The organism is Citrobacter sp. JGM124 (assembly GCF_018257795.1).
Taxonomy (GTDB): Bacteria; Pseudomonadota; Gammaproteobacteria; order Enterobacterales; family Enterobacteriaceae; genus JGM124.
The window spans coordinates 59968-77709 of sequence record NZ_JAERJD010000012.1 but is presented as its reverse complement, the minus strand read 5'-3'; the positions used below and the strand labels follow the sequence as shown (position 1 = coordinate 77709).

Genomic DNA, 17742 nt, shown 5'->3' with positions numbered 1-17742 from the left:
TTCTGAATTCCTTATTTTTTAGAGCGCGACTGGAGCGAGAAAATCGGCAGGCATTGCGGGGCTGTTGCCTGGCTGACACAGGAGAGCACAATCTTGTGGGGTACTGACAATCACATCACCGTTATCAAGCTGGCTACCGACGAGGGCAAAAGAAACGCCACTCCCGTTAGTATTGGCTGAACCAGAACCGTTGATGATCCTTGCGCGTGTTCCATCAGGATAGACAACGTAATCACCAACCATTGCCCGATTCACTTCACTCCCGTCCTCAAGCGTAAATGAGTCGCTGGCGCTGGCTTTCTCAATTTTCCCGCCATTGCGGGTGAGTGATCCCGCTGTGGCAAATCGCCAGATTGCGACTAAAGAACGGTCTTTCATTTCTTCAGCATGAGATTTGAAAATTTGGCGTTGTTCTTCGTCAGCGCCTGACAGTTGCTCAGCGCTGAATGGCTCCTTGAATAATGCCAGCACTGATGGAGTGAGTTCGTTCGTGTATTGCTTCATAAATCCCTATATTGGCTATAAAAATAATGGCAGCAGCTATTCTACAAACAATAACCACATGAGCAACATGCATATACAAAAATCACGTATTGAACATAACATCCGTTGCCCGAACCATCTTAGACGCCCTCAGCGCGTTTTTACGCCCTAGCCTCAGAATCATTCTGGTGAGTTTTACGGGGGGAATCGTTATGCAGAATATAAGGGATTTTCATCTGTTATCTTTTTTGACAAGGACGGTGAGCCAGTGAGTGGATGGGTTCATTCCAAATCAATTAAACCCACCGGTACGGGCATTGGCCCTGAGTCAAAGTAGAGCTCTGAGATCTAACCGGATGGAGACGCACATTGTGTGCGTCTTTTGTCCAAGGACCAGATAACAAAGGATCATTTGATGATCCATAAGTAATACCTTGTAGAAAGCAGTTTCTTCACACCTGAGTGGTTAAAAAACAGCCTTAACGCACAATGGTTTTCGATATCCAAACTGCCCCCTTTAAGAAGGATCTGCCTTACAAATTAGCCACGCCACCATCCACTAACAGATCCGTACCCACAACAAAAGCAGACTCATCAGAAGCCAGGAATACAGCGGCCTTAGCCAGTTCAAGCACCGTGCCGAGGCGACCAATAGGAACCAGTTCCTGAATACTCTTGCGCAAAGCATCCGTTGCCGGGCCATTGCCCAACTTTCCCAAGGCCGGGGTTTCTGTTGGCCCAGGACTGAGACCATTAACTCGGATACCTCTCGGGTGGAGCTCCCCTGACAAGGTGCGTGCCAGCGACAGTATTCCGGCTTTACTGGCGGCATAAACGCTGGTTTGTGGCAAACCAATACGCGCACTGACGGAACCACAAACGATCACCGAAGAGGGGCTCGCTAGTAGCGAGAGCAGTGCCTGAATCAGGAAAAAAGGCCCTTTAAGGTTGGTATTCATCAGACGATCATAAGCCGCCTCATCCCACGCTTCTACAGGGTGATGAGTCACATCCCCGGCATTGATATACAACACATCAAGTCGTGGCCAGACTGCGGCTAACTCCAGCGCCACTTGTTGTTGGCCGGCAATATTCGCGGCATCACTTTTGATAATCAGCACATCACCCAACATTTTTTGGGCATCCAGCAGAGCCTGCTCGTTCCTCCCCGTAATCGCAACGGTTGCTCCTTCATCCAGAAACTGCCGTGCAGTTTCAAGACCAATTCCACTAGTTGCCCCGGTAATTAATGCATACTTATTCGTTAATCTGCCCATACATTCGCCTCATGATTAACTGGTAAGGCTATTATTTCTGCTATAGTATCTTTTTAACAGTAGGCACCAATTGGATACTAAAGCACATAAAAGTGTGCCTTACGGTTTTATGAGGCTTAACGTGGTAAAAAATTTTTTGAACTTGCCAGAGGCTGGAACCTCCTGCCCAATGGTGAACTTTGTCAATGTCGTGGCTGGGAAATGGGCAATTCCAATTATCTATCGTTTGATCATCATTGATGGCCCTGTACGCTTCAGTGTGCTGCAAAAAGCGGTGCATCCCATTACACAAAAGGAGCTCACCCGTCAGTTGCGCCAGTTTGAGGCACGAGGTTTGGTAATTAGACGTGTTTTTGCAGAGGTACCACCCAGGGTGGAATATCAGATAACGGCGCTCGGAAAATCACTACAGCCCACGCTGGACTCACTGGCAGACTGGATGAATGCCCATACTCACGAGATGGTGTCAGCCTCTTCATCAGCGCAATCAGTCCAGCAGAAAAATCTCCTCGACGAGGGCTCCTCCTAGACGCACTGCCGAGCAAATTCGTGGCATCCCCAGAACAATACCGCGCCAGGTCTGAGTCACCGAGTAGCTTACTGGTTGCAGGTCAGCATGACTGGTATCCCCCAGCCAGGCGAGTATTTCCTTACTCTCAAGCACAGCGGAGGAAAACGGTGCGGTGAACCATTGATGATAATAGTGCCGTGTATTCGGTGACGCATTGACTTCATGAGCTAATTTATCAATAACGCGTGTTCTCACCTCATCAATCAGGCTTTTTTTCTGGGCACTATCACAGAACATAATCGCTTCACCAAACTTGCCCCAATAGAGTTCCTGGAGGGCAGCATAACAGCGTCCGACTGGGGAAAATGAGAAGTAACTTCCAGCGTTCCAGCGATTGAGTACTTGCTCATAATGCACGCGGCCATATTCAAGCAGATCAACGGTTTGTAGCCTGCTTGCAATTTGCTCCATTCGGGCAGCAAGCTGTGTATAGAGCTTCTCGCGCTGTAAATACTCATCAACGTTGTCATAGCCCACCTGACTGACACTCTGTTCAAGCTGTACTAAGCGCTCACTAACTAACTTTGCTGCTAAATAGCCCGGTTCCAGAACAGTGATAAATTCAGCCAGCCAGGACATTGCCGTTATTGAGTGAGGTGTGAATACCAGGTTTAACCCACGTTGCACATCATGGTATTGGGCAATCAGCCGCTCACGTCGATTTTCATAAAACGACTTACTTTGTTGACTATGCCAGGACTGGCGTACTGCGCCAATTTCAAGGGCAAAATCAACAATGAATTTTTCATTACAGCAATTCAAAATCTCATCATGATCGTTCCTGGCAGAATACTTCATGACTTCTCCGCTAATGAATGCATGCGCAGATCTTGACGCAATAATAATGTATCCTCATGAATATAATGTATTTTTTTAATCAACTGGTTCAGCTGAACTTGTAAGGATGCCTGTGACATCTCATTTTTTTGTCGGGCAATCAAACTTTGGGAAAGATTACTACGGATACCATCCAGCGAATGAGAAAAATCACGCATAAATGCGTCCATACTTTGTGTCACCGAGGCATCAATATGCAAACCGATAACATAGCCAATATTATCCATATACGTCGTAATATGCTCATGTAACTTCTGTTTTAAATTATTGAGATCAATTAAATAACGACTCTGTGTGGAATTATCGTTTTCTGGCCGCCAGTCAATATTATTCAGCCAGCGACTGAACATTTCACGCACGCCTCCCTGAGGAGTGGAAATCTGTTGCTGCTCTATCGCGTTGGTAAAAATATGATGTGTGTTGAAATGGAGTTGATTCGTTTGAAAAGAGGGTAATCGCACCCGAATATGAATGCCAGAATCTTCCAGTTCATTACTGACACGCCGCTCAATAGGCTGTAAGGCTTCCTTCAGGCTGGAAGTCAGCTCTATTTCCAGTTGAGTCAATGAAACGCCCAATTTCGTGATCAGCGTTTCCTGAGCGGTGAATAACAGCATCTCACTGGAAGCACGAATTTTATGCAGTAAGATCCGGGCTTCGGCCTCATCTTCAACAATAATTTTCTCACTGCCCGGAGTGAAATCTGCCAATTTCGTTGAAATCAGGTGTTGTGAAGCATGTGGCCTTTCATCAGGAGGCCGGCCATCACGAAAATAGTCATTCATTGCACTATGCAGCTGAGTTTCAATATGCTGGATAGAATCGTTCACCACGTCCAGTTCCGCGGATATTTTTTGCCGAATGTTTACCTTCAGCTCCAGTTCCGTTTCTTGTAGTAACAGCATGTCTTTTTCCAGACTCGCGATGTTCTGTTGTAAACGATCCAGGGTGACGTGTAACCCTTGAGAGCGGAACTGTAAGTAACTTTCCGCCTCTTCAGCATAATCAAGCAGCTTATTACACGCAGAGAGCAATGCATAATAAGCAGCATTAGCATGAGCCGTATGGAGAATATTCTCTATAGGTGTTCCAAGCATAGAATCTTCCCATAAAAGATCTGCCGCATGACGAATCGTCTCCAGATCAGCTAAATCTTCATGGCGCCAGCGCCGCCCAAGCGCTTCTTCTGCAAAGTCTTGCACCCAACTATGATGCTCAGGAGAAGGTAACCCTCCCCGTTTATTAAGTTCATAACGCGCCCGATTGGCCAGATAGCCCCACATGCTGGAAACGGGGAAGATGCGATCCGGGTCAATGGCTCCTTTCATGAGCGTGCCCGCGACCATCGCTTTAACCTGGGATTCATCGTCACTGTTACGATCTTTTTGATCAAACTTATTGACCAGAATATAAAGTGGGATCGATTTTGATACCCGTTTAATCGCCTGCCGAACCTCTTCATCCGAAACGGATTTAAGCTGAGTGTAATCCATGATAGCCAGTACGGCTGATGCCTGAGCTAATTGCTCATTCAGCATATCTTTCAAGTGTGGCTGACCCGCTTCATTCGGGCCGGGAGTATCCAATAAGGTTAGCTGGCCGTAGCCCTTATTAAGCCCTGCAAGGTGGACAAACTCCACTTCAATAAAGGGAATGTGCTCAATAACAGCGTAAGATTTGAACGGGAATGGCACATCCAGTGCGCCAGCAAGACGCACTAAATCGTTCAGACTTTTTAACCAGTGAAAAATAGGCCGGGCACCTAAATAGTGATTTTCAAATCGGGTTCCTTCCACAATTCTGTCGAGCAACGCTTCCATATCCCGATCAATTTCTAACTTCTGTGCCAGACTTTGCCGATCGATCTCTGATAATTTATGCTGCAGTTGACCCATTAATGCTTCAATCGGCTTCACATGGGGAAAGTGCAGTATGGGTTCATGCTGTCCAGGAGTGTGGCGAATCAAGGTGGGTAGCGCCGTCATCGGACGGTTACGATTGGGGAGCACTTCGGTGCCAATAATCGCATTGATGGTTGTTGATTTGCCAGCCTTCATGGTCCCAACAATAGCCAGAACCATTTCATGCTGAGTCACTTTTCTTAGTTCATTTTTTAGCATATCCATCTGTATGTCTATGCCTTCTGGACTAAACTTCAGCGGATAAGCGGGGAAAGAAGTGGCCAACGAGATGTCTTTATCATTCTGCAATGCCAGTGGCGCTATTTTAAGCGTATCCAGGTTCTGCAACGCGAGCTGTAATAATCGCTCTACTTCTTGGCTTAATTCAAAAATTGTTTGCGTGTGCATAAAATATTCCCTTAACTCAAATTAATCGAGTTTTAACGCTGGTACTTTTATTTTTATAATTAAGTATCGTTCGTTACTGTTAATGACTTGTTAATTCTTTACGTAATATTACACTACGCAGTAATCTTGTTTCTAAATTACTCTGCCAATACGGTAGGGTTATAACAATGGGGTAAGGGATCCAATACAAAGCTGTAGGAAAGAGCGGGCTTGGGGAATCAATTGATCCCAGCCTGCCTGTAACTTCTATTTTTACGTCTTTCATTTTCATCGGCTCTTTCCCTCGCATCGATATATCAATAAACCTAACGATACCTCTGATAAGTGACAGGAGGTGTCAGCACCAAATACTTTTTTCATTTAAAACAAGTATAAGGCTTCAGGACAGAGCCATAGCTTTATGAACTATTCCAGCATTACGTTAAATTACCTGTTGTCAGTGATATTTAACACCCTGATTTTAAGTTAAATTCAAATTTTAATCACATACTTGGCCAGAATCTTTTCCTCTCTGGTTTAGCCTCTCCTGTCTGTACTATATAATCCTGATAACTATAGGGTTTTAGTGTATAATCCCGTGATATTTTTCAGATTAACCTATTAATCTTTTGTTTTCATAACATTATCCTATATTGAGGACCTGATAATGCCATTACCTCATTGCCCAAAATGCAATTCTGAGTACACCTATGAAGATAATGGTGTCTACATCTGCCCTGAATGTGCTTATGAATGGAATGATGCTACTGCAGGTGAAGCAGACGACCAGCTCATCGTCAAAGACGCCAACGGTAATCTGCTTATAGACGGTGATAGCGTCACTGTTGTTAAAGATCTCAAAGTTAAGGGCAGCTCTTCAATGCTGAAAATAGGCACCAAGGTTAAGAATATTCGCCTGGTAGAAGGGGATCATAACATTGATTGTAAAATTGATGGTTTCGGCCCAATGAAACTGAAATCTGAATTTGTGAAGAAAAACTAGCTAATTTCTGGAACGGTAAATGTATTTTTACCGTTCTGATAATTATTTATTTTCTGATTTTATTTCATCCGTAATAAACAAAAAATAAAATTATTCTCTCTTCATCAGTCTTAGCTATCTGAAGCAAAACACCCGTTATCACAAAACAAGAAAATATTATTTTCCATTATTAATCATGGTATTGAGACTATTACTGGAATGAATGAGAGTAGAAGACACTACGTCATAAATAGATTATATTCAGAAAATATTATTAAAAAATAGCAGATACGCTCTTCAGGGACGACAGGAAAAACGGTGGGATTCAGACTTAAAAGAGTGTGTCTGAAAAACTGGCACACTCTCTGTAAAGTAACGCCTTGCCGGACGCGGGTTACTTAGCGACGATGAAACGAGCGTCGTCTTCAATAAAGCCTTTTTCTGGAGCCTGATGCGCTACTGGGATGGCGCCAAAGTTCAACTGAGCGCGCAGTTTCCAGCTGGCCGGAACATTCCACGTTGCTTTAACATCTTCATCAACCAGTGGGTTGTAGTGCTGTAAGTTAGCACCGATCCCAATCTCTGCCAGCGCCACCCATACCGCATACTGAGCAATTCCGGTGCTGTGCTCTGACCAAATTGGGAAGTTATCCGCATATAAAGGGAATTGCTCTTGCAGGCCTTTCACCACATCCTGATCTTCAAAAAACAACACAGAACCTGCAGCGGCGGCAAAACCATCGATTTTATCTGAAGTTGGCTGAAATTTGTCTGCAGGAACAAGCTTTCTCAGCTGTTCACGAGTCAGTTCCCAGAATTTTTCATGCTCTTTCCCCAGCAGAATCAGTGCGCGAGAGGTCTGGGAGTTAAACGCAGAAGGTGCCTGTCGAATGGCCTCTTCAATGGTTTCAACTACGGCATCATCACTGACTGGCAAGGTTTTTCCAAGGGTATAAACAGTTCTGCGTTTTTTAGCAAGGGAAGCAAAATTACCTGACATATCGGCTCCTGGTTTATCGTATGTACTTAAATTAAATCATGAAATAAATATTTTTATGTTTATATCAAAACGAATATAAGTTCTTCTACAAACAGCACTTAACCGATTGTGGTGCCATTCTCCATACAGTGGCAGATGGCTGAGTTCATCTCTACAGACAGAATCAGAGATTAAGGGCATACTCTCCTCCCACCCTTATAGATTAGAATATAAGCATTGAGCCGACAACTTCTGGTTCTCTATAGCAAAATTATTCGTATCAAAAGGAGTTTTATTCATGAAAAGAGCACTAATCGCACTAGCCCTCTCTTGTTCTGTCCTGTCCGCTCATGCTGTAGAGCCGCTCACTGTCAGTCGTCTGGCTACTGATAAAACGACGGCTGACGCCTTTAAAACCATGGTCGGCAGCCAAAAATTACCCGAGTGGGTGACTCAGGGCGGAACAACGAGCCCAAATCAGGATGTGGTCATTGACGGGCATAAATACGTGGTACTGAATAGCTGCAAGCCTCATGACTGTTCTGCCCAGAGTATCGCCGTGCTTTACTCCCCTGAATCCAGAAGCCTGGCTGGAGTATTCTCCGAGCTTGATGAACAAGCCGTTAACCAGAAACTGACATGGTTAAATATCAGTGATAATTTATCGATTGATGGTAAAACGATCTTGTTTGCGGCACTTACAGGTAGCCTGGATAATCACCCAGACAGTTTCAATTTTAAATAACACATAAAAAGGTGGCATTTATCGCCACCTAAATTTTATAACCTATTAAAAATCAAAAGCATAACATTATGCCCGGTTATAAATCCTGCTCGTCACTCCAGATAACGGCTTGTGCAGCAATCACCTCTTTTTTCTCTCCGTGATAAGTCACTGACGGGCTACCATAGAGCTCATACCCTTGGGCCAGGGCTTCAGAAACCCGCTGGCAGAAGGTGATATCATCGGGCCCCGTCAGCAGACGGTAAACCGGTAAATTTTGTGGTCGCTCTTTTTTCATTTGCCTTTCTCACATAAAAATTTAACTTTTCAGGACCCATTAACAATATTGCGGATCCAGGCCATTATAAAATGCCGACACTGAGTTAATGATAGTACAAGTTACAGGTTATCTTATTAACGGCCGCCTCAGGAACGCAATACCAGGGGCATATCCGACGTTTAAAAACCCCCTGTGTTCACACGTTCCTGTATAAACCATTTATCCATTCACATCATGAGACTGCCTTGCATTTTTCACATGCAGAAACAGGGGCTTAGTCCCCTCTCAAAATCAGCCCTCCATCAAGAAAAAATCATAAAATTTTGTTATTTAATGATTTTAATGACTTTTTTTTAAGTTATTTTCAGACCCGGCTATTTTCCACGATAAATGATGAAACACGTTTTAACCTGTTTTTTAATGCGTGATCTCTCCCTCAAAAAATAAACAAAGCTATCAACACCACTATTATTAACCTTTGTTTGACATATTATTAACATAATAAAGGAGAGACAAAAACCATGAGCCAACTGAAAAAACATGCTATTCCCGTGGCGATTGCGGAACGTTGCCTGATCAATCCAGAACAATACCAAACCATGTATCAGCAGTCAGTCGAGGATCCTGATACATTCTGGGGTGAACAAGGAAAGATCCTTGATTGGATCACGCCTTATCAAACAGTAAAAAATACCTCTTTCGCACCAGGAAATATTTCGATCAAATGGTATGAAGATGGAACATTAAACCTTGCGGCGAACTGTCTTGATCGCCATTTGCAGAGTCAGGGGGATACGACTGCAATTATTTGGGAGGGGGACAATGCTTCCGAGAGTAAGCATATCTCTTATCGAGAATTGCATCGTGACGTCTGCCGTTTTGCTAATATCCTGCTAGAACAAGGTATTAAAAAAGGCGATGTCGTTGCCATTTATATGCCAATGGTGCCAGAAGCCGCCGTAGCCATGCTGGCTTGTGCGCGTATAGGTGCTATTCACTCTGTTATTTTTGGCGGCTTTTCACCCGAAGCCGTCGCCGGACGCATTATCGACTCCCATTCACGGCTGGTGATTACCGCTGATGAGGGTGTCCGTGCCGGGCGAAGTATCCCACTAAAGAAAAATGTCGATGATGCGCTAAAAAATCCACACGTCACCACTGTTGATACCGTCATTGTGCTAAAGCGCACTGGTGGGAATATCGACTGGAATGCGGGCCGGGATATCTGGTGGAACGAGGTGATGGATAAGGCCAGTGAGCATCATGAACCCGTAGCAATGAATGCCGAAGACCCACTATTCATTCTTTACACGTCAGGATCAACGGGTAAGCCCAAAGGTGTACTCCACACCACAGGCGGGTACTTGGTTTACGCCGCAACAACTTTCAAAGACGTATTTGATTATCACCCCGGTGATATTTACTGGTGTACCGCTGATGTAGGCTGGGTCACAGGCCATAGTTATCTGCTCTATGGTCCACTCGCCTGTGGTGCTACAACGCTGATGTTTGAAGGTGTGCCAAACTGGCCGAAACCCAACCGCATGGCCCAGGTGGTGGATAAACACCAGGTAAATATCCTTTATACCGCGCCCACGGCTATCCGCGCATTAATGGCCGAAGGGGATAAAGCAACCGAAGGGACCAGCCGTACGTCACTACGTCTCCTGGGTTCTGTGGGAGAACCCATTAATCCGGAAGCCTGGGAGTGGTACTGGAAGCATATCGGCAATGAAAAATGCCCCATTGTGGATACATGGTGGCAAACAGAAACCGGCGGTTTCATGATTGCTCCCCTGCCGGGTGCCACTGAGCTTAAAGCGGGTTCGGCTACCCGGCCGTTTTTTGGGGTACAACCCGCACTGGTGGATAACGAAGGCCATCCGCTGGAAGGCGCCACCGAAGGCAATCTGGTTATCATCGACTCCTGGCCCGGGCAAGCCAGAACCCTGTTCGGAGACCATGAACGTTTTGAACAGACTTACTTCTCAACCTTCAAGAATATGTATTTCAGTGGTGATGGCGCTCGTCGTGACGAAGATGGCTATTACTGGATAACGGGTCGTGTGGACGATGTGCTAAACGTTTCTGGTCACCGTCTGGGTACCGCTGAAATAGAATCCGCTTTGGTGTCTCATCCCAAAATTGCTGAAGCCGCAGTAGTCGGTATTCCTCATCATATCAAGGGACAGGCGATTTATGCCTATGTCACGCTGAACCATGGGGAAGAACCTTCACCTGCGCTCTATACCGAAGTGCGTGACTGGGTACGCAAAGAAATTGGCCCACTGGCTACGCCAGATATCTTGCACTGGACTGATTCCCTGCCTAAAACTCGCTCCGGAAAAATCATGCGCCGCATTCTGCGCAAAATCGCTACCGGGGATACCAGCAACCTTGGCGATACCTCAACACTTGCCGACCCAGGCGTAGTCGAGAAACTGCTGGAAGAAAAACAGACGCTAATGACTTCCTGATCACATCTTTCTCCCCCTCGCCCTTTTAGCGGGGGGATTTCCCCTTGATAAGAACCCTGGAGGTTCTGTGATGAACGACGATATTTATCAACGGATAGAAAGTAATGCACACTTTAAAGAACTCGTGACTAAGCGACAGCGCTTCGCTATGTGGCTCTCATTACTGATGTTGTTTGTCTATGTTGGTTTTATTTTACTGATCGCCTTTGCTCCCGGGTGGTTAGGAACGCCGTTTTACCCTGGTACATCCGTGACCCGAGGGATCCCTATCGGGATAGGGATCATTATTTTTTCTTTCATCCTCACCGGAGTTTATGTCTGGCGCGCCAATGGCGAATTTGATCGTTTAAACCGTGAGATCCTCCGCGAGGTGAAAGCATAATGAAATATTTTTTTACGCTATTCGCCGCACTAGGCTCGAGTTTACCGGTGAGTTCATTGGCAGCCGATGCGCTGACTGGGGATGTAGAACGCCAGCCAACTAACTGGCAAGCGATTGTGATGTTTCTTATCTTCGTGCTTCTGACACTCTACATCACTTATTGGGCATCCCGTCGTACTCGTTCACGCAGTGACTATTATACCGCAGGTGGGAATATCACCGGCTTCCAGAATGGCCTGGCTATTGCGGGTGATTTTATGTCAGCGGCTTCATTCTTGGGGATCTCAGCACTCGTCTATACCTCCGGTTTTGATGGTCTTATCTATTCCCTCGGTTTTTTGGTTGGCTGGCCGATTATTCTTTTCCTGATTGCGGAACGACTACGCAACTTGGGGCGCTACACCTTTGCTGACGTCGCCTCTTACCGTCTGAAACAAAAACCTATCCGCATCCTGTCGGCCTGTGGCTCTCTGGTGGTGGTGGCTCTGTATCTGATAGCCCAAATGGTCGGCGCCGGTAAGCTGATCCAGCTGCTATTCGGCCTCAATTACCATATCGCTGTCATTCTGGTTGGGGTTTTAATGGTGTTCTATGTCCTGTTCGGGGGCATGCTGGCGACAACCTGGGTACAGATAATTAAAGCCATTTTGCTGCTTTTCGGCGCGAGTTTTATGGCCTTTATGGTGATGAAGCATGTTGGCTTTAGTTTTAACAACCTGTTCACTGAAGCCATTGCAGTACACCCAAAAGGGGTTGATATTATGAGCCCTGGTGGGCTGGTTAAAGATCCGATATCAGCCCTTTCCCTTGGTCTGGGTCTTATGTTTGGTACCGCAGGATTGCCCCATATTCTGATGCGTTTTTTCACCGTTAAAGATGCCCGTGAAGCGCGTAAGAGTGTCTTCTACGCCACTGGATTTATGGGTTATTTCTATATCCTGACATTCATTATTGGCTTTGGCGCCATTGTGTTAGTAAGTGCTAACCCCGATTTTAAAGATGCGGCTGGCGGGCTGATTGGCGGTAACAATATGGCGGCAGTCCATCTTTCTGACGCGGTAGGTGGCAGCCTGTTCCTGGGTTTTATCTCTGCCGTGGCCTTTGCAACCATCCTCGCGGTTGTTGCGGGTCTGACACTGGCGGGCGCTTCTGCCGTTTCTCACGACTTGTATGCCAATGTCTTCCGCAAAGGTGCCACTGAGCGTGATGAACTTAAAGTATCGAAAATTACTGTCCTGGTATTGGGTATCGTCGCCATTCTGTTAGGTATTCTGTTTGAAAATCAAAATATCGCTTTCATGGTCGGCCTTGCCTTCTCCATTGCTGCCAGCTGTAACTTCCCGATTATTCTGCTCTCGATGTACTGGTCAAAACTCACAACCAGGGGGGCAATGATAGGCGGCTGGCTTGGGCTGTTAACCGCTGTTGGTTTGATGGTCCTGGGGCCCACCGTATGGGTACAGATACTTGGCCATGAGAAAGCCATATTCCCTTATGAATATCCGGCATTGTTCTCTATTTTGGTAGCCTTTGTTGGGATTTGGTTATTCTCAGCGACAGATAACACAGCAGAAGGAAAACTGGAACGCGAAAAGTTCCGCGCACAGTTTATACGTTCACAGACGGGTATTGGTATTGAGGAAGGCCGTTCTCACTAGCCACAAAAAATTAACCGGGGAATTCCCCGGTTAATGTTCACTTTGCTTATTATTCCTGTTCGATTAATAAACTTTCAAGTAAATCAAGATCATGAAGTAGTTTTTTCAAAGTATCATTACTGATTTGCTTTGTCGCACGTAAATGGTAAAGCTCACCACGTTCAGCGCGTAATGCCGCTAAACGGAAGCGTCGTTCAAGGTTCTCTTCCAGCTCGCTATTTTCAGTATTTTTGCTTCCATCAATGCGACGTCGTAAATTACCAATAACCCGTGAGCTGACCTCTTTTAACAACTGGTTATCAATATTTTCTTTAGTATCCGTCGACAGGCGCTCTTCCATTTTTTGAATCGTCACAATGGCGACTTCACCTGTTGCTGCGCGAGCTAAACGCTCTTCTTTACGTGCCACCAGCGGGTCACCCATATCCACATGTCTGAGCAGGATTGGTAGCATAATCACCCCCGCAAACAGTGAAAAAAGAATCACGCCAGCAGCAATGAAAATCAGTTCATAGCGAGCAGGAAACGGTGTGCCATCTAACAGAAACAGAGGAATAGACAGAACACCGGCTAAGGTTATCGCCCCCCGGACCCCGGCAAAAGAAGCAATACACAACTCACGAGTGGTAAATGAACCAAAAGCCAGTGGGCGTTTTTTCATCATACGACCGCTGATTTGCTTCATCGACCATAACCACAGGAAACGCAATATAATCAAAGCAAAATAGATGATAATGACATCAAGGAACAGCATCCATAGCTCAACATTAGGATCTGCATTCGCTGCGCTAATGGACGTTTCAAGAATGCCTGGAAGCTGTAAACCTAACAACAGGAATACCATGCCGTTAAACACAAACTCTAACATCGCCCAAACGCTGTTAGCACGTAAGCGCATGGCTAAAGGGGCACTACGCAGTACACCTGCACGTGTGATAGTCATCCCTGCTGCAACCGCAGCCAGGATGCCAGAGACCCCAATGTGTTCAGCTATCAGATAAGAGGCAAAAGGGAGTAACAGCAGTAACAGAATCTGCGTCGCCGGTTCGTCACCACTGTAGCGGCTCATTAAACGCAGTGATTTACCATACAACCAGCTAATCGCAATACCCGCTAACAAACCACCAACAGCGACCTTAAAGAACTCAAGGGAAGCGCCACCAACAGTGAATACCATGCTCCCCATGGCAACGGCGACAGCAAGCTTCAAAGATACCAGACCAGAGGCATCATTCATCAAAGCTTCACCTTGCAAAATCCCCATGATCCGTTTCGGTATACGCCCTTCGCCAACAATGCCAGACAAGGCCACGGCATCCGTCGGTGACAGCACAGCAGCAAGAGCAAAAGCCGGTATTAATGGTATTCCAGGTACCATAAAGTAGATCAGGAATCCAACCCCAACGACCGTCACTAACACTAAAACCAAAGCCAGGCCGATAATTTCTCGTCCCTGACTCAAGAATTCGTTAACCGGGGTTTTCCAGCCATCAGCAAACAGTAGCGGCGGAATAAACAGCAGTAAAAATAGCTCAGGGTCAAACTCTACATGTAAGCCAAATTGTGGCCAGGCCAGCAGCGCACCAATGGCAATCTGCATCAAAGGTAGAGGGATCTGAAAAGGCAATATCCTTGTGATCACACCAGAGAGTGACACCACAAGGGTCATAATGAGAATAGTAAAGAAAATTTCCATGCTTTCCTTAGTTTCGATGTCTGTAAAAATTTACCTCAAAGGTACCGGTACCCTAATAATAAAACACCTTTTCGCATCGAATTAAAACAGGAAATAAATTATCGAGATAAATGCAGCGAATTACGGAATGTAACTCGCTGCAAGACTGGTCAGATAGCCCAACCACCCGCATAAAAAACAACCAGTGCGATGGCAATCACTACCGTACCTATATTCAATTTACGCCATTCACCTGCCACGATACGGCCAATAACCAGGGAAGCGAAACCAATCATAATCCCGGTAACAATATTACAGGTCAGGACAATAAAGACGGCAGTCATCAATCCAGCCATCGCATCAACAAAATCGGTAAAATCGATTTTGGATATGTTGCTTAACATCAACAAGCCAACATACATCAGTGCTGGTGCAGTGGCATAAACAGGCACCAGATACGAAAGTGGCGACAGGAAAAGGATTAGCAGAAACAACACACCGACGGTTATCGCTGTTAAACCTGTTTTTCCTCCTGCTGCAGTACCTGCCGCAGACTCAATATAAACTGCCGCCGGAGCCGCGCCGACTAAAGAAGAGAAGACACTACTGACTGAGTCAGTTGTCAGGGCCTTACCACCATCGATAATCTGCCCATTCTTATCCAGTAAATTAGCCTGACCAGCCACCGCGCGGATAGTACCTGTAGCGTCAAATACCGCTGTCATCACTAAGGCCAGAACACTTGGCAGGACAATCGGATTCAGGGCACCAACAATATCCAGGCTACCAACCAGAGAATGTCCGGATGCATCTTGCAGAGAAGGCATCGCGAAAATGCCAGTGAAATGCACGTTAGGATCGAAAATCATCCCGATAATGGAGATAACGATAATGGTCAGCAGAATGCCACCCGTTACCTGCCGTTTTTCCAGGCCAATGATTGCTGCTAATCCAAGTAAGGACATCATCACCGGGAAGCTAGTGAAATTTCCCAATGCAACAGGCAAACCATCTAATGGGTTTTTAACCACCAGACCGACACCATTAGCAGCAATAAGCAGTAAAAACAAACCAATACCAACACCAGTACCCTGCGCAATCCCCATGGGTAAATTGCGTAAAATCCAGCTGCGGATCCCGGTGACAGAGATAATGGTAAATAATGCCCCCATCAAAAATATGGCCCCAAGCGCAACAGGAACACTGATATTTTGTCCCAGCACCAGGCTGAAAGCAGTAAAGGCAGTCAGGGAAATAGCACAACCAATAGCTAACGGCAGGTTGGCCCAAAGCCCCATCAAAATGGAACCAAAGCCCGCGACCAGGCAGGTTGCCACGAACACCGCTGTTGGTGGAAAACCCGCTTTGCCAAGCATACTCGGTACAACAATGACGGAATATACCATGGCAAGGAATGTGGTAAGGCCAGCAATAAATTCCTGGCGAACAGTACTGCCACGCGCAGAAATTTTAAACCAGGCGTCGAGAGAACCACCAGCACGTGGAGAAGGAGTAGACATATGAAACATCCCCTGAGATTTTAGGATTCGATTTAACTGTGCGAGGGAAAACTCAGTATCCGTTAAACGTTATTCCTTATTCTGCCCCGGTGACAAAAGGACTTATCACAGAAAGCAAACGTTTAACTCCACACAAACAATCAGCGTATAAAATGAAGGCAAACGATTATCTAGCCTTACCAGGGGGATTTTCAACATAACTTTGTCAATTTGTATCAATAAAATATTGATCAGGTCATTTTGTGAGCAATTCACAGGCAAACGTTATCGTCAACGATCGATAACATAATAAAAAAGGGTCAATCACCCGGAATGTCTTACCCCATAATGCATCACCCGCACTGAACAATTACTCATCCAACAACAGACGGGCACCGGTTCCATTGGCTCCTAATTTATCTCCCGGATTACGCAACGGGCAATCCACCCCCGATAAACAGCCACAACCAATGCAGCCATCTAATTGGTCACGTAATGCGATAAGCATACGAATACGGTTGTCGAGCTCTTCACGCCATGAAGAGGAGAGCTTCTTCCAGTCATTTTTATTGATCGTGTGATCATCAGAGAAGGTACTAAAAGCGTCACTCACGGTACTCAGTGGTAAGCCAATGCGCTGGGCTACCTTAATAATACCGACCGTTCGTAACACATCACGTCGGTACCGCCGTTGATTTCCGGAATTTCTTGTACTCTTGATCAGCCCCTTTGTTTCATAAAAGTGCAATGTGGATACCGCAACCCCGCTACGTTTCGCCACTTCACCGGGTGTCAGTAACGCTTTAATTCTATTTTTTTTCTTTTCCAAAATACGCTTTACCTCAAGTTAACTTGAGGAATTATACTTCACAGAAAAGTAATCGACCAATCTAAAATTGAGGGCTGACCATGGCACATCAGGATATTATTCATACGCTAACAGAATGGATTGACTTGCATATTGACCAACCACTGAATATTGATGTTGTGGCAAAAAAGTCAGGATATTCAAAATGGTATCTGCAGCGTATGTTTCGTACCGTAATGCGCCAGACGTTAGGTGAATATATCCGTCAGCGTCGTTTACAAATGGCAGCGCAAGAACTGCTCACCACTAAACGACCAATTTTCGATATTGCAATGGATTACGGCTATGTATCACAACAGACCTTTTCCCGGGTTTTCCGCCGTGCCTTTGATCGCACGCCAACTGACTATCGTCATCAATGTTAGTGTGACCCTGCCCGTGTCCCATATTTAGCGCCCTGCCCGCAGGCAGGTTATGACATCTCATAGCCGGCCTGACCAAAAGATGGTTCCTCTCTGGCAGAGACATTTTTATGTAACAGTACAAATACGCTTGTGAAATTAAACACTGCCATTTTGGCTGTTTTGCAACCAGATGAAAGCAAATATATTTATCTCTTAATAAAAAATACTGCCATGTAGCCTGCGCTGAGACCTAATCTCTGCTAATGGATAAAGAAATAAAAATTTAATATTTCAGGATCATTAAACCGGGATAATTTTTATTTTTTATTACCCTTTATTTTTTGCTGCCATTTTATTCTGGTGGCACGTTCTGTTAATCAATATAACAAGATGTTTCCGTGTTAAAGCACAACCATCA

General features: G+C 45.5%; 16 protein-coding genes. 7 read left to right on the top strand and 9 right to left on the bottom strand.

The window, feature by feature from the left end; all coding sequences use genetic code 11:
- Window positions 1-18: 18 nt before the first annotated feature.
- The gene (locus tag JK154_RS15960) at window positions 19-504 is read right to left on the bottom strand and encodes a PAAR domain-containing protein (protein ID WP_211993557.1); all 486 of its coding nucleotides are present in this window, start codon (window positions 502-504) and stop codon (window positions 19-21) included.
- Between the two features lie 512 nt (window positions 505-1016).
- On the bottom strand, window positions 1017-1760 hold the full coding sequence (locus JK154_RS15955; RefSeq protein WP_211993556.1) for an SDR family oxidoreductase: 744 nt from the start codon (window positions 1758-1760) through the stop codon (window positions 1017-1019).
- A 169-nt stretch (window positions 1761-1929) separates the two neighbouring features.
- Between JK154_RS15955 and JK154_RS15950 the strand changes: the two genes are divergently transcribed.
- Window positions 1930-2289 (top strand): helix-turn-helix domain-containing protein, encoded by a 360-nt coding sequence (locus tag JK154_RS15950; protein WP_211993577.1) that lies wholly within the window; start codon window positions 1930-1932, stop codon window positions 2287-2289.
- Here JK154_RS15950 and JK154_RS15945 read toward each other — a convergent pair.
- Window positions 2248-3129 (bottom strand): diguanylate cyclase regulator RdcB family protein, encoded by an 882-nt coding sequence (locus tag JK154_RS15945; protein ID WP_211993555.1) that lies wholly within the window; start codon window positions 3127-3129, stop codon window positions 2248-2250. The two genes, JK154_RS15950 and JK154_RS15945, sit on opposite strands and share 42 nt — an antisense overlap.
- Complete coding sequence (locus JK154_RS15940; RefSeq protein WP_211993554.1) at window positions 3126-5477, bottom strand: dynamin family protein; 2352 nt, start codon at window positions 5475-5477, stop codon at window positions 3126-3128. Before JK154_RS15940 ends, JK154_RS15945 begins: the two co-directional genes overlap by 4 nt.
- Before the next feature lie 646 nt (window positions 5478-6123).
- Between JK154_RS15940 and JK154_RS15935 the strand changes: the two genes are divergently transcribed.
- Window positions 6124-6459 carry a zinc ribbon domain-containing protein YjdM gene (locus JK154_RS15935; RefSeq protein WP_211993553.1) on the top strand — a complete coding sequence of 112 codons (336 nt, stop codon included), beginning with the start codon at window positions 6124-6126 and terminating at the stop codon, window positions 6457-6459.
- Window positions 6460-6832: 373 nt separating this feature from the next.
- Here the strand turns inward: JK154_RS15935 and JK154_RS15930 are convergent, their stop codons facing one another.
- A complete protein-coding gene (locus tag JK154_RS15930) occupies window positions 6833-7438 on the bottom strand; it encodes a nitroreductase family protein (protein WP_211993552.1) in 606 nt (201 codons plus the stop codon).
- Window positions 7439-7715: 277 nt separating this feature from the next.
- Here JK154_RS15930 and ivy point away from each other — a divergent pair, with 277 nt between their 5' ends.
- Window positions 7716-8162 (top strand): Ivy family C-type lysozyme inhibitor, encoded by a 447-nt coding sequence (gene ivy / locus JK154_RS15925; protein ID WP_211993551.1) that lies wholly within the window; start codon window positions 7716-7718, stop codon window positions 8160-8162.
- 76 nt (window positions 8163-8238) lie between these two features.
- Here the strand turns inward: ivy and JK154_RS15920 are convergent, their stop codons facing one another.
- Entirely contained in the window at window positions 8239-8439 is a 201-nt protein-coding gene (locus tag JK154_RS15920) for a DUF1737 domain-containing protein (protein ID WP_211993550.1), read from the bottom strand.
- Window positions 8440-8942: 503 nt separating this feature from the next.
- Here JK154_RS15920 and acs point away from each other — a divergent pair.
- The 3 genes from acs to actP all read left to right on the top strand — a co-directional run bounded on the left by acs (window position 8943) and on the right by actP (window position 12938).
- Window positions 8943-10898 carry an acetate--CoA ligase gene (acs, locus tag JK154_RS15915; RefSeq protein ID WP_211993549.1) on the top strand — a complete coding sequence of 652 codons (1956 nt, stop codon included), beginning with the start codon at window positions 8943-8945 and terminating at the stop codon, window positions 10896-10898.
- A 70-nt stretch (window positions 10899-10968) separates the two neighbouring features.
- Window positions 10969-11280 (top strand): DUF485 domain-containing protein, encoded by a 312-nt coding sequence (locus tag JK154_RS15910; RefSeq protein ID WP_211993548.1) that lies wholly within the window; start codon window positions 10969-10971, stop codon window positions 11278-11280.
- Window positions 11280-12938 carry a cation/acetate symporter ActP gene (gene actP, locus JK154_RS15905; RefSeq protein ID WP_211993547.1) on the top strand — a complete coding sequence of 553 codons (1659 nt, stop codon included), beginning with the start codon at window positions 11280-11282 and terminating at the stop codon, window positions 12936-12938. The genes JK154_RS15910 and actP overlap by 1 nt, the downstream gene beginning before the upstream one ends.
- Before the next feature lie 49 nt (window positions 12939-12987).
- Here actP and JK154_RS15900 read toward each other — a convergent pair whose 3' ends face one another.
- From JK154_RS15900 to soxR, 3 genes are all read right to left on the bottom strand, one after another.
- Window positions 12988-14634 carry a Na+/H+ antiporter gene (locus JK154_RS15900; RefSeq protein ID WP_211993546.1) on the bottom strand — a complete coding sequence of 549 codons (1647 nt, stop codon included), beginning with the start codon at window positions 14632-14634 and terminating at the stop codon, window positions 12988-12990.
- Between the two features lie 149 nt (window positions 14635-14783).
- Window positions 14784-16133 carry an NCS2 family permease gene (locus JK154_RS15895; protein WP_211993545.1) on the bottom strand — a complete coding sequence of 450 codons (1350 nt, stop codon included), beginning with the start codon at window positions 16131-16133 and terminating at the stop codon, window positions 14784-14786.
- Between the two features lie 349 nt (window positions 16134-16482).
- Entirely contained in the window at window positions 16483-16941 is a 459-nt protein-coding gene (soxR, locus tag JK154_RS15890; RefSeq protein ID WP_211993544.1) for a redox-sensitive transcriptional activator SoxR, read from the bottom strand.
- 80 nt (window positions 16942-17021) lie between these two features.
- On the opposite strand from soxR, the gene soxS reads away from it, so the two are divergent.
- The gene (soxS, locus tag JK154_RS15885; RefSeq protein ID WP_211993543.1) at window positions 17022-17345 is read left to right on the top strand and encodes a superoxide response transcriptional regulator SoxS; all 324 of its coding nucleotides are present in this window, start codon (window positions 17022-17024) and stop codon (window positions 17343-17345) included.
- Window positions 17346-17742 lie beyond the last annotated feature (397 nt).